This is a genomic window from Candidatus Kapaibacterium thiocyanatum (assembly GCA_001899175.1).
Lineage (GTDB): Bacteria > Bacteroidota > Ignavibacteria > Kapaibacteriales > Kapaibacteriaceae > Kapaibacterium > Kapaibacterium thiocyanatum.
Genome location: MKVH01000019.1, coordinates 20082 through 32177 on the forward strand (window position 1 = coordinate 20082; position 12096 = coordinate 32177).

The following is a 12096-nucleotide window of genomic DNA, read 5'->3' on the forward strand; positions in this document are numbered from 1 at the left end:
CCTCTTCCCCCAATAACCTTCCGTCAGGCATACGTCATGAATGATCGCAGATCCTTTCTCAAGACCGCTGCCGCAGGTGCCGCAGCATTGACCGTCGTTCCATCCCTGCACGTCATCGGTGCGGAGCCCGCGCCGTCGGCCCAACACCAGTTGCCGCCGTTGCCCTATCCGGCCGAAGCGCTCGAACCGTACATCGATGCGCAGACGATGCAGATCCATCACGACAAACACCATCTCGGCTACGTGAACGGTCTGAACAAGGCCGAGGAAGAACTGGCCAAGGCCCGTGCCAGCGGAGACTATTCGCTGATCCAGCACTGGTCGCGTCAGGCTGCCTTCCACGGTGGCGGGCACTGGCTCCATTCCATGTTCTGGAAGGTCATGGCGCCCAACGGAAAGGGTGGAGGTGGAGAGCCGACGGGAGATCTCGCGACCTCCATCAAGAACGATTTCGGATCCGTCGACGCGTTCAGGAAACAGTTCAGCGCCGCCGCCAACGCCGTGGAAGGCAGCGGATGGGCGCTGCTCCACTATCGTCATGACGACGGCCGCCTCATCGTCCTCCAGGCAGAGAACCAGCAGAAGCTTTCTTCATGGGGCTCGACCCCCATCCTCGGCATCGACGTCTGGGAGCATGCCTACTATCTGAAGTACCAGAACAAGCGCGGCGACTACGTAACGGCATGGTGGAACGTGGTCAACTGGGGCCAGGTGGCTCAGAATCTCGCTTCCATCCGTCGATAGACGCGACCGTTCGCGTCGGTCAGGATGATGATCTGCGGACCGTTCCATGACGTTCCCGGAGGAATCTCCTGCCCGAGTATCGTATACCTTCCTGCCTCGTGGAGTCGTTCCGGTCTACCGTCGCCTTCGGCGACGGTAGACGCGGGATACCATGCGGTGCGGATGCCGCTCCATACTTCGCGGCGGCCACCGTCGTAACCCAGGGCCCAGAGTGCGATCCCGCGCAGGCCCTTCGCCCTGGCCATACCGTACTTCCGTGCCAGCGACAGACTGTCATCGACCCACGTCTGCGTGAGCGATCCCTTGCGTTCGTCGTTATACCATAGGGTGGACGTCGGCTCATCGAAGATGGTCTGATGGGAAGGTGTCTCCGTCATGGCCGTGGCGAACGTCACGGCCGTAGCGCGTCCCGTCGCCGTGGCCTTCCTGTTCGTGGACGATACGGGCCACCGCCTGCCGTAGAGCGGCACGCCAAGGACGAGTCTGGAAGGGGGGACGCCGGCGTCAAGGTAGGTGTCCACACTGCGCGTGACGCTCAGGTTCTCGCCACCGAGCGGAGCTACAGGGCCGGCCGTAGGACTCGTATCCCAATAGTAGTCGTAGCCCATCAGGCAGAGGTAGTCGCAGATATCGGCGAGTGCCGCCAGGTCGAAGGCATTCGACCAGTCCACGGCCGGTGTGGCCATGGTCAGCTCTGCGACAGGAATGGTGGTCTTCAGGGCTGCCGACAGATCTCCCATGAACGCCGTCAGATTATCCCGCTGGTTTCCCGGTACGCTCTCGGCATCGATGCAGACGCCGCGTCCCTGCCGCTGGCGCAGGGCTTCCACGATGTCGCCGATGGTGCGCTGTCGTTTATCCCGGGAGGACAGCCATGCCGTATTCGACTCGGTGCCGAAGCAGGTGACGGTCAGGTGCAGGGCAATGCCATGTTCCAGAGCCCACGCCGCAGGGCGGCCCGTCATCCACGACGGTGGGATGGTAAGAGCTCCCGTGGCGGTGTCCACCTGGGCATCGAACCAGGAAAGATGGGTGAGGAGGGACGGATCGAGGCCGTCGACGGCGGCCTGGGACGACCAGGACGGATACCATCCGTAGACGATCGGTCCCTGTGCTGAGGCCGCCAGAGCGAGGAAGAAGGCGGTCAGGGCGGTGGAAAACTTGCGAACTATCATGTGCGGCAGAAAGTTAACCAAGAATTACCTTGCTTCGGGTTGCAGAAGTCGTATCTTTGATTATTGATGCGTGGGCGAACCGACGCATTAGGTGCCAGGTCGAGGTTAATTAAGTGGTTCTTCACGGCACCGCAGACAAGGTTCGCATCGAGGTTTGTATGAATATCTATGTTGGAAACCTGCCGTATTCCATGGGTGACGTTGAATTGCGTCAAGTCTTCGAGGAATTCGGCGCCGTCGATTCGGCTTCGGTAGTGAAGGACAAGTTCACTGGCCGCTCGCGTGGTTTCGGTTTTGTCGAGATGTCCGATGGTGACGCCGCAAATCGCGCCATCGACGCTCTCAACGGCCGCAACATCGGCGGTCGCCCTCTGGTTGCCAATGAAGCACGTCCGCGTGATGAGCGCCCGCGCTTCAACAACCGCGATCGCTATTGATCACGCCCAACAACGAGATCAAGTCTGCAGGGCCGCCCCCGATAGGGGCGGCCCTTTTTTGATGATATGAGGCGTCGCCGGGCCTGCGGGCTCCGGATGCTGCCGCGATACAGTCGAGGTGGAACAGCGATGGGGACTCGTCAACCGGCAAGTCCCTTTTCTCGTATTTTGCGGGTCTGAATTCTTCGACATTCCGCACCTTGAGGCAACGAATGCAAATCTTCGACACGCTCCAATCGATGGGTCACGAACAAGTTGTTCTGTGCTCGGACAAGACTACAGGCCTGCGCGCCATCATCGCCATCCACGATACCTCGCTTGGACCGGCACTCGGTGGAACGCGCATGTGGCAGTACGCGACGGACGATGATGCGATCACGGATGCACTCCGGCTGTCGCGCGGCATGACCTACAAGGCTGCCGTCAGCGGCGTCAACCTCGGCGGTGGCAAGGCGGTCATCATCGGCAATCCCCATTCGGACAAGAGCGAGGCCCTGTTCCGTGCATACGGACGCATGGTGGAATCGCAGCGTGGACGCTACATCACGGCAGAAGACGTAGGCACGAGCGTACGGGACATGGAATGGATCCGCATGGAAACGAAGTACGTCACCGGTGTCGGTGGCAACGGCGGTTCGGGTGATCCTTCCCCGGTCACGGCCCTCGGAGTGTATTCTGGTATGAAGGCCTGCGCGAAGAGTGTCTACGGAACCGACGCACTCTCCGGCAAGCGGATCGTGGTCCAGGGTGCCGGTAACGTGGCCTCCCACCTCGTCCACTCCCTCGTGAAGGAAGGCGCCGTCGTCTTCGTGACCGATATCTACGAAGAGAAGGCGAAGGCTCTCGCCGCCGAGACGGGTGCTACGGTCATCAGGACCGATGAGGTGTTCACGACGCAGTGCGATATCTTCTCGCCGAACGCCCTCGGTGCCGTCCTCAACGACGAGACCATTCCCCAACTGACGTGTGCCATCGTTGCCGGTGGCGCCAACAATCAGCTCAAGATCGAACAACGGCATGCGACGGCGCTCCAGGAGAAGGGCATTCTCTACGCACCGGACTATGTGATCAACGCCGGTGGCTTGATGAACGTGGCGTCGGAAGTCGACGGATACAATCGTGAAAAGGTGATGCGCCAGGCCGAAGGCATCTACGACATCACGATGAATATCCTCAATACGGCTCGCGAGCGCAACATCCTTACCATCGAAGCATCCAATGCCATTGCGGAAGAACGTATCAACAAGGTGCGTCACGTCCATGGCAATTTCATCGGTTCGCCCAGCATTCGCGGCGTGTAACGAGGTTATCTGGTGGCCAAACAGGTTCAAAAAGACGAATTCCCCGTCAGCCGTACCCGGAACGTGAAAGGTACGAGACACATGGCGCGCGAAAAGGTGCTGCAGGTGCTCGCCGCCACGATGGAAACGGAAGTATCGCTCGACGCAGTGTTCCCCCATGTCTTCTATCGTCAGTTCACCTTCGACGCAGGTAACCCTCCCGAAGACGACCAACGCATCCTGCGTCCAGACGAAGTGCTCGAACTGGAAGCGGACGTCCCGATCGAATGGACGTCCGAGGACATCGACTATGCGATGAACCTCATCATCGCCACACGCGACATGCGGGAGACCAGCCAGGCGCTCATCGACAGGCATGCGAAGAACTGGGACCTCGAGCGCATCGCTCTCCTGGATCGCGTGTTGATGCACATGGCTATTGCAGAACTGGTCTCGTGTGCTGATATTCCGGTCAAAGTAACGATCAACGAAGTCATCGAGTTGGGCAAACAATACTCGACCGACAAGAGCGGTACATTTATCAACGGCATCCTCGATGCCATCATTGCCGATCTCCAGGCTGAAGGCCGTATTCGCAAATCCGGGCGTGGCCTCGTGGAGTGATCACGGAAAGGGCAGAGCCAATGAAACGTGTGAGACTCGCACTTCTTCTCATTCTGACGGCGAGCGCCGTCGCATTCGGACAACCGCGGTTCCAGTGGGTACGGGCCGGACTCGGACCGTCCTACAGTGAAGTGAAGTCCCTGGGACTCGCTCCGAACGGCGACCTCTACATCACGGGGTCCTTCAACGACTCGCTGAGATTCGGTGGCCAGGCCATCGAGAGCTTCGGTAACTACGACGCCTTCCTGGCGCGCTACAGCACGGGTGGCAACATCCTGTCGTCGAACGCCTACGGCGGATTCGACGAGGACGATGCCCGTTCCGTCGCCGTCGACAACAACGGTAACGTCTACCTCGCCGGTTCCTTCTCGGATCAGGCATCCGTGGCGGGTCAGATCATCGACGCACTCGAACTCGGTACGTCGGATATCTTCCTGGCGAAGTTCAACAAGATGGGTATCCCGCAGTGGGTCAAGGTCTATGGATCCAAGGAATATTCCGAATCGGCTCCCGTCGTCGCCTGCGACTCCGTCGGTAACGTCTACCTCGCCGGCGGTTGTGGCGGGGTCTGCCACTTCGATACGAAGACGTATCAGAGCCACGGCAAGGCCGATGCCTTCATCGCCAAGATCACGGCCAATGGCGACGTCGTGTGGGTGCAAGGTGGCGGTGGTATCGACAACGACTTCGTGACCACGCTGTCCGTATCGCCGAACGGCGACCGCATCTACGCCGCCGGAACGTTCATCGGCTCCGTCGTCCTCGGCGGACGCGACATGACGAGCGTCAACAGCAAGGAAGACTTCTTCGTGATGGCCTACAACGCCAACGGCCAGCCGGTTTGGGTGAAGAAGATCGGTCATCGCGAAGCCGACCGCTACATCACGTCCACGACGACGAAGGAAGGTAACCTCGTCCTCTCCGGCGCACTGTCCGGTGTGACGACCTTCGATACGCAGACGATCAACGCCAACGGAGAGCTCGCTTCGGACCTCTTCGTCTCCCTCATCGCTCCCGACGGTACGATCCGCTTCGTCAAGGTCTTCGGCGACGTCTACAACGAAGTAGGCCTGGCCGTCACCACGGACTCCCGTGGCAGCATCTATGTCGGTGGATACTTCGAAACGTCGAGCAACTTCGATGGCGATATCATCAAGTCCAACGGCGGCCGCGATGCCTTCGTCGCACGGTTCTTCCCGACCGGTGAATACGAATGGATCCGGACGGCCGGTGGCCCCTACGATGATGAAATCCGTGGCGTCGTCGTTACACCCGCCAACGTTCCCTACGTGGCGGGCAAGTTCGATACGCGCGCCAGCTTCGGCGACTACGTCCTCGAAGGCGAGCGTTATGATGACTGCTTCATCGCCGCACTCGAATGCGGACCCAACACGGCACTGATTCCCAACACGGACACCCTCGTGATCTGCGAAGGTAACGATACCCTGCTCCGTACGCGTGCCGGCTATCCCGAATACCAATGGTACGTGGACGGTACGGCGCTTCCGGGTGCCGTGCGTTTCTCGCACCGCATCCAGGGGTTGACGGAAGGTTCCCATACCATCACCGTCAAGGTCACCGACTTCTACGGCTGCACGAAGTTTTCCGACACGGTGGCGATCACCGTGCTGACGGGACTTCCCGTGCCCGTCGTCACGAGGGATGGACAGGAACTGTCCTCCAGCGTCGTCGATTCGACCTATCAGTACCAATGGTATCGTGAAGGCCACCCGATGAACGGCATCACCGGCCCGCAGGCTCCTGTCCAGGGTGATGGCACGTATCGCGTGCGTATCTCCGACGAGCGCGGCTGCTGGCGCTGGTCCGAGCCCTTCGTCATCGGCACGACGGACGTTGGAGAAGATGCCATCGTCAACGGTGTCGTCGTCTTCCCGAATCCCGTCCACGACATCCTGACGCTCGACGGTCTTACGACGACCTGCGATGTGACGATGGTGAACGTGCTCGGCCAGGTCGTGGCCACGATTCACGGCGTGGAAGGAGCATCGACGATTCCCATGCAGTCGATGGCACCGGGTGCCTATACGCTGATCGTACGCCGCAGCGGTGCCATGGCATCGCATGTCGTGATCAAGCGGTAACCGTAGGTATCTGACCGCGGCGCACGTCGATCCATAGCGCCACGAAGACAGGAACGAATTCAATGACGAGCCACGCGGGGTGTTCCAACCACACCCCGCGTTCTATATAGTGCCGGATGATCAGACCGCTCATCGAAATCGTGGTGCATAGGACGATCGACGAGCGCAGCGTTGCGAAGGGGAGCAATGCGATCAGGGGAATGACGTACCAGGGATGAAGCACCGGCGTCGTGATCATCAGGGCCACGAGAATCATCGCGATCATCGTGACCGGTTCACGACGATGATACCACCAGACTGCCGACGCCAGCATGGCGAAGAGAACCAGGCATATCCTCCGGGCGACGACAGGACCCGTCACGGCGGAGGCGATCGTATGCACCAGACTGTTGGCGCTCCATGCCTTGGCGAACAGACCGAGGCTTCCGAACAGATCGACTCCGAGGAACGGTACGTAGGTCAATCCGAGCGTGATCATGACGATGGCCGTAAAGGCCAGTGCGCGCGGCCACGGCGTCTTCCGCCACAGCATGGGAATGGCGACGAGCGGCAGAAGCTTGATCGAAGCTGCGAGACCGAGGACGACGGCCCCCAATACCATCCTTCGACGTTCCATCAGCATCATCGCGGCGATCATCACCGTCGTCATCACGATGTCGACATGGGCATCGACCACGCCATGGAGCAGGACGACGGGAGACAGGAGGATGAGCAGGGCCATGTCGCGGCGTGCGCCCCTGTTCTTCGCCCAGCGATCCGCCACGGCCCAGAGCAGCAGCACGCAGACGATGGTCGGAATCTTCCACAGGACGTCGTCGAGTCCGCCGATCCACGAGGACAGGGCGAACCATGCCTGTGCCCCCGGGGGGTAGATCGTCTTCAGCTTCTCGAACGTCACGATGTCCGGATACCATCCTGCCGTGCCCTGTGCACGCAACCACTGGATGCCGTCGTCGACCGGCGCATAGGCGTACGGATTGACGCCGTGCGTCGTGATCCACCCGTCCCAGATGTATCGATAGACATCGTCGCTCAGCACGTCGTGTATGGGTGTGAGGACTCCGATGCAGACGAGGGCGACGGTGATGACGATGCGTCGTGAGGACGTGGACAGGGGAACGGTGCGTCCGACGAGGGCGACGGCCAGCAGTGCCCAGCCGAGGGACATCACCAGCCATGCGATGGCCGTCGTCGTGGCCATGGACGCAGGACGCAGCCAGGGCGTCATGGCCAGACTGCCGGCCAGGACGAGGCCGACACCGATGGTGCCGGACAGGGAAAGCCTGGGATCAGTCGACGGCATAGCGGGCAATCGTAAGGAGTATCTTGGTTCCGGCCTTGAACGTGCCGCTGACCGTGCCGGCGATCTTCGACGTGCCGATGCGCCGGCGATAGCGGACGGGAACTTCCGTGCATCGGAGACCGAGCCGTGCGGCCTTGATCTGCATCTCCACCGTCCAGCCGTAGTTCGGATCCTCCATCGACATCTGGTGCAGGGCATGGGTGGATACAGCACGCATCGGACCCAGATCGGAAAAGTCCACCTTCCAGAAGAGTCTGATCAGCGATGTCGCCAGCCAGTTGCCGAAGACCTGCTGTGGCAGGAGGGAGCCTTGCTCGCGTTCGCCGCGTACGCGGGAACCGATGCACAGATCGGCGCTGCCCGAGCAGACGGGTTCGAGGACCGATGGCATATCGTCGAGGACGTCGCTATGGTCGCCGTCGCAGAAGACGATGACGTCCGGCCGGAGGGAACGGGCTTCGAAAAGCCCCTTCAGGCAGGCCGAGCCGTAGCCCCGGCGGGGTTCGTGCACGACGATGGCCCCGGCGTCGGTGGCGCGTATGGCCGTGGCGTCCGTACTTCCGTTATCGACGACGATGACGTGATCCACGCACGGCGGCATGTCGCGCAGGACATGGGTGATGGACTGTTCTTCGTTCAGAACGGGAATGATGCAGACGACGATGCGGCCGTGATGTGCCATCGATCAGGCGTAGTAGCGGGCATTGTAGCCGGTGAGCTCCTCGCGGCGCCAGTGGCGCTTCCTCGCCATGGCATCGAGGACGTCGCGTGCCGAATCGAGCGTGATGCCCACGGAATCGGCGAAGGTCACTGCATCGATATGGCCGTTCGTGGCGGACAGATCGGCGATGGCCGATTCGAACTTCCTGTGCATGGACTTGCGCATGCCGAGGCCGATGCGGAGGACGACGAGGGTGAGGAGCAGGAAGACGCCCGTGAGAATGGCGTTGCCCATGGCGGAGTCGGAAATCGTGTCTCCGCTCAGCGAGCCGATGAACATCACCAGGCCGAAGATGAAGAACATCATCAGGAGGCCCGAAGCGATGAGAACGAGGCGATAGATCATAGAGAGCAAAAATACGTGGTAAATTCGCTGCCTCGTGAACCAAAGGAGAACAACGTGGACGAGAGAATAGAACGACTGCATGCGCTGCAAGCCGAAGCCCAACTGGGCGGCGGACAGGCGCGCATCGATTCCCAGCATGCGAAGGGCAAACTCACGGCCCGCGAGCGGCTATCCATCCTGCTCGACGAAGGCTCGTTGAACGAGTTCGACATGTTCGCCCGGCACCGGTCCACACGATTCGGGCTGGACAAGCAGCGTCCGCTGGGCGACGGCGTGGTGACCGGCGTCGGCACCATCCACGGTCGTACCGTCTGCGTCTTCTCGCAGGACTTCACGGTCTTCGGCGGATCGCTCAGCGAAGTGCATGCCGAGAAGATCTGCAAGATCATGGACTATGCCATGAAGATCGGGGCCCCCGTCATCGGACTGAACGACTCCGGTGGCGCCCGTATCCAGGAAGGCGTCGTTTCACTCGGCGGCTATGCCGACATCTTCCTGCGCAATACGCTCGCCAGTGGCGTCATTCCCCAGATCAGCGTCGTGCTCGGACCCTGTGCCGGTGGCGCCGTCTACTCGCCGGCGCTCACGGACTTCATCTTCATGACGAAGGGAACGTCCTACATGTTCGTCACGGGCCCGGAAGTCGTGAAGACCGTCACGCACGAAGAGGTCAGCTTCGAAGAGCTCGGAGGTGCGGATACGCATGCCGAACGATCCGGGGTGGCGCACTTCGCGATGGAGAACGAAGTGGAATGTCTGCTCGCCGTGCGCAAGCTCATGTCCTTCGTTCCTCTCAGCAATCGCGAGAAGCCTCCGCATCGTCCGACGACCGACGCTCCCGACCGTATCTGCGACAAGCTGCGTCATGTCGTTCCCGCCAATCCGAACCATCCCTACGACATGAAGGACGTGATCCGCGAGATCGTCGATGAAGGCGATTTCTTCGAAGTCCACGAGGGCTATGCCACCAACATCATCGTCGGCTTCGCCACGATGGACGGAATGTCCGTAGGTATCGTGGCCAATCAGCCGGCTTCGCTCGCAGGTGTGCTGGACATCAACAGTTCCATCAAGGGCGCGCGCTTCGTCCGCTTCTGCGACGCCTTCGGCATTCCACTGATCGTCTTCGAGGACGTTCCGGGCTTCCTGCCGGGTACGGACCAGGAATGGCGCGGCATCATACGCCATGGTGCCAAGCTGCTCTATGCATTCTGCGAAGCCACGGTGCCCAAGCTTACCGTCATTACCCGCAAGGCCTATGGCGGCGCCTACGACGTGATGAACTCCAAGCATATCCGCGGCGACTACAACGTTGCCTGGCCCACGGCCGAAATCGCCGTCATGGGTGCCAAGGGTGCCGTAGAAATCCTCTACCGCAAGGAGATCGACAAGGCGGAGGACAAGCAGCAGCGCATGCAGGAATTGCAGGATCAGTACAACGTCCAGTTCGCCAATCCGTACGAAGCCGCCGAGCGTGGCTTCGTGGACGACGTGATCGAACCGCAGTACACGCGCATGAAGCTCGTCACGGCCCTGCGTTCGCTCCGGAACAAGGTCGACACCAATCCATGGAAGAAGCACGGCAACATTCCGTTGTAACGGGGTTGTCGGCCGTCGAAATGAAGAGACGATATGGCGTTCGGGTGTCGTGCCTGAACGCCGGTTCGTGTTCCGCATATATGGTACACGCAGATGACGCATTCATACAGTGATATGGCTATTCTGTAAAGTAATCGTCGATAGTATCGACATCGCAGAGACTATGACCGTAGATGGCATGGTGACCGACGTACGTTCGCACGCACATGCAACATGAAGCGGTATCGCCGTCGGTGCCGCCTATGTGGTCACGAACGAGGGTCCTATGTGTACGATGTCCCGGGTGGCCATGCCGTTGTTGGCCCTATGCTTCCTGTCGATATCCGCGCTCGCGCAATGCGATTCGTCCTTCCAGTTCTACCGACCGGATGCGGAAATCTATCCTCTGACCCCGAATGGGCTCGACACTGACAACCGGATCGATCCGCGCATCTGGACGGCTCAGTGGCATTTCGAAACACAGTCGGATTCGACTGTAACGAAGATTGTCTTCGATGACTTCCTGAGCAATGGGCGCCGTATATGACTGGATAGCTGGTGCCGTGAGAAAGTCTGGAACTGGAACAGGATGACCCAGCAGTACTTCAACGAAGTCACCAATACACAGTTGAGTGAGCTGTCGCGTACGGCCTATATGCCCGTCATCGCGGGCGATACCATCGGCTTCTTTCGCTATGTCTACTGGATCAAACGGGGCGGTACTGCCAATGTCCCGTTGTCGAAGTGCGTATCGGACGACGTCGTGTCGTATGCCGTCGAACTGGTACGGCAGTCGGACGGCCAGCGTATGGCCCTGCTCGACACGTTCCGTATCAGTCAGAGCGGAGCGTCGTCGCCATGCGTTTACTCCATCTATCCGCTGGCATCGAAGGTCAGATACGTCATACCGTCGCATATCACGGATACGATACTCGCCTGCATCCGTGTCAATGTCTATACCAGCGGCGGATCAAACGACACCTTCACACGCGGCGATATCTTCAGTACGGCGCGTGTCAGAACATTCCTGAACAACCCCTACTTCGAGAACTTCATGGCAGTGGTCGACTCGAACAATGTGTGCCGTGCCTCCGCCGGAAACCGCGGCATGGCCGTTACGAACGGCACCACCGGTACGGTCAATGCAGCCGTGTCGTCGAACGGTATCGTACAAGTCAAGGCCTTCTCCCAGCAAGGGTCGCCAGTGGCTGACGCATCCGTAACGAGCTGGCCAAGCACGAAGGCACTTGCTACCGGAGTGGGGCTGTTCATCGTCTGCGGTATCAATAGTGCCGGAGCTGTAGTATGTACAAGTACGATGATGGTGCAGTAGAACATTCACAACACATACCTTCAATCGATATGATGAGAATGACCACTCTGACTGTCATGCTCATGGTGAGTATCGTGGGCGTGATTCATGCGCTCACGTCGAAACAGCTACCTGGAACAGGAGGAACCCACCCTTCATGTAATCCCGACACTGCTCCTGCGAGTGATTACGCAGTCTCTGGCCCACGATCATGCGACTGCTCCGAAGCCGTCGGGGGTGGTGTCGGCTCGGCTATGGCATCCTATCCTCTCATTTCTATCATCGGTGTATTCAACGTCGGTGTAGTTGTCGAGTGCAATCCCGAGCAATACAACAGCACGCCGACCACATGTAGCCGGCGTAGTGATTGTGCGCCGGATGTCGCATATTCGATTCCGGGATGGATGTACGACTGGACTTTGCAGGGCAAGCCCATCTTCACCATCGATGCCGGACCGGGAAGTACGCCCTGAGC

13 protein-coding genes are annotated in these 12096 nt (G+C 59.9%); 9 read left to right on the forward strand and 4 right to left on the reverse strand.

What is annotated here, in order from left to right; all coding sequences use genetic code 11:
• Positions 1-36: 36 nt before the first annotated feature.
• Positions 37-744 carry a superoxide dismutase gene (locus BGO89_03220; protein OJX58254.1) on the forward strand — a complete coding sequence of 236 codons (708 nt, stop codon included), beginning with the start codon at positions 37-39 and terminating at the stop codon, positions 742-744.
• Here the strand turns inward: BGO89_03220 and BGO89_03225 are convergent.
• Positions 717-1919, reverse strand: coding sequence for a hypothetical protein (locus BGO89_03225; GenBank protein OJX58255.1), 1203 nt, complete (start codon positions 1917-1919; stop codon positions 717-719). The genes BGO89_03220 and BGO89_03225 overlap by 28 nt on opposite strands.
• A gap of 158 nt (positions 1920-2077) precedes the next feature.
• Here BGO89_03225 and BGO89_03230 point away from each other — a divergent pair, with 158 nt between their 5' ends.
• The 4 genes from BGO89_03230 to BGO89_03245 all read left to right on the forward strand — a co-directional run bounded on the left by BGO89_03230 (position 2078) and on the right by BGO89_03245 (position 6362).
• Positions 2078-2356, forward strand: coding sequence for an RNA-binding protein (locus BGO89_03230; GenBank protein ID OJX58256.1), 279 nt, complete (start codon positions 2078-2080; stop codon positions 2354-2356).
• Between the two features lie 212 nt (positions 2357-2568).
• Positions 2569-3657, forward strand: coding sequence for a leucine dehydrogenase (locus BGO89_03235; GenBank protein OJX58257.1), 1089 nt, complete (start codon positions 2569-2571; stop codon positions 3655-3657).
• A 294-nt stretch (positions 3658-3951) separates the two neighbouring features.
• A complete protein-coding gene (locus BGO89_03240; protein ID OJX58288.1) occupies positions 3952-4260 on the forward strand; it encodes a transcription antitermination factor NusB in 309 nt (102 codons plus the stop codon).
• 20 nt (positions 4261-4280) lie between these two features.
• Positions 4281-6362, forward strand: a complete 2082-nt coding sequence (locus tag BGO89_03245) for a hypothetical protein (protein ID OJX58258.1) — start codon at positions 4281-4283, stop codon at positions 6360-6362.
• Here the strand turns inward: BGO89_03245 and BGO89_03250 are convergent.
• The 3 genes from BGO89_03250 to BGO89_03260 are packed head-to-tail and all read right to left on the reverse strand — an operon-like array spanning position 6352 to position 8731.
• On the reverse strand, positions 6352-7665 hold the full coding sequence (locus BGO89_03250) for a hypothetical protein (protein ID OJX58259.1): 1314 nt from the start codon (positions 7663-7665) through the stop codon (positions 6352-6354). The genes BGO89_03245 and BGO89_03250 overlap by 11 nt on opposite strands.
• Complete coding sequence (locus tag BGO89_03255; GenBank protein ID OJX58260.1) at positions 7652-8347, reverse strand: UDP-glucose--dolichyl-phosphate glucosyltransferase; 696 nt, start codon at positions 8345-8347, stop codon at positions 7652-7654. The genes BGO89_03250 and BGO89_03255 overlap by 14 nt, the downstream gene beginning before the upstream one ends.
• A 3-nt stretch (positions 8348-8350) precedes the next feature.
• Complete coding sequence (locus tag BGO89_03260; GenBank protein ID OJX58261.1) at positions 8351-8731, reverse strand: hypothetical protein; 381 nt, start codon at positions 8729-8731, stop codon at positions 8351-8353.
• 54 nt (positions 8732-8785) lie between these two features.
• Here BGO89_03260 and BGO89_03265 point away from each other — a divergent pair, with 54 nt between their 5' ends.
• From BGO89_03265 to BGO89_03280, 4 genes are all read left to right on the forward strand, one after another.
• Entirely contained in the window at positions 8786-10330 is a 1545-nt protein-coding gene (locus BGO89_03265) for a methylmalonyl-CoA carboxyltransferase (protein OJX58262.1), read from the forward strand.
• A 244-nt stretch (positions 10331-10574) separates the two neighbouring features.
• A complete protein-coding gene (locus tag BGO89_03270; GenBank protein OJX58263.1) occupies positions 10575-10856 on the forward strand; it encodes a hypothetical protein in 282 nt (93 codons plus the stop codon).
• 42 nt (positions 10857-10898) lie between these two features.
• Positions 10899-11642 (forward strand): hypothetical protein, encoded by a 744-nt coding sequence (locus BGO89_03275; GenBank protein OJX58264.1) that lies wholly within the window; start codon positions 10899-10901, stop codon positions 11640-11642.
• Between the two features lie 233 nt (positions 11643-11875).
• The gene (locus BGO89_03280) at positions 11876-12094 is read left to right on the forward strand and encodes a hypothetical protein (protein ID OJX58265.1); all 219 of its coding nucleotides are present in this window, start codon (positions 11876-11878) and stop codon (positions 12092-12094) included.
• The last annotated feature ends 2 nt before the right edge of the window (positions 12095-12096 follow it).

Bases quoted from the DNA above. Each gene is read 5' to 3' on its own strand.
- BGO89_03220 (OJX58254.1), top strand. From the start codon at position 37: ATGAATGATCGCAGATCCTTTCTCAAGACCGCTGCCGCAGGTGCCGCA.
- BGO89_03255 (OJX58260.1), bottom strand. From the start codon at position 8,347: ATGGCACATCACGGCCGCATCGTCGTCTGCATCATTCCCGTTCTGAAC.
- BGO89_03260 (OJX58261.1), bottom strand. From the start codon at position 8,731: ATGATCTATCGCCTCGTTCTCATCGCTTCGGGCCTCCTGATGATGTTC.
- BGO89_03235 (OJX58257.1), top strand. From the start codon at position 2,569: ATGCAAATCTTCGACACGCTCCAATCGATGGGTCACGAACAAGTTGTT.
- BGO89_03240 (OJX58288.1), top strand. From the start codon at position 3,952: ATGAACCTCATCATCGCCACACGCGACATGCGGGAGACCAGCCAGGCG.
- BGO89_03280 (OJX58265.1), top strand. From the start codon at position 11,876: ATGGCATCCTATCCTCTCATTTCTATCATCGGTGTATTCAACGTCGGT.
- BGO89_03225 (OJX58255.1), bottom strand. From the start codon at position 1,919: ATGATAGTTCGCAAGTTTTCCACCGCCCTGACCGCCTTCTTCCTCGCT.
- BGO89_03275 (OJX58264.1), top strand. From the start codon at position 10,899: ATGACCCAGCAGTACTTCAACGAAGTCACCAATACACAGTTGAGTGAG.
- BGO89_03245 (OJX58258.1), top strand. From the start codon at position 4,281: ATGAAACGTGTGAGACTCGCACTTCTTCTCATTCTGACGGCGAGCGCC.
- BGO89_03230 (OJX58256.1), top strand. From the start codon at position 2,078: ATGAATATCTATGTTGGAAACCTGCCGTATTCCATGGGTGACGTTGAA.
- BGO89_03250 (OJX58259.1), bottom strand. From the start codon at position 7,665: ATGCCGTCGACTGATCCCAGGCTTTCCCTGTCCGGCACCATCGGTGTC.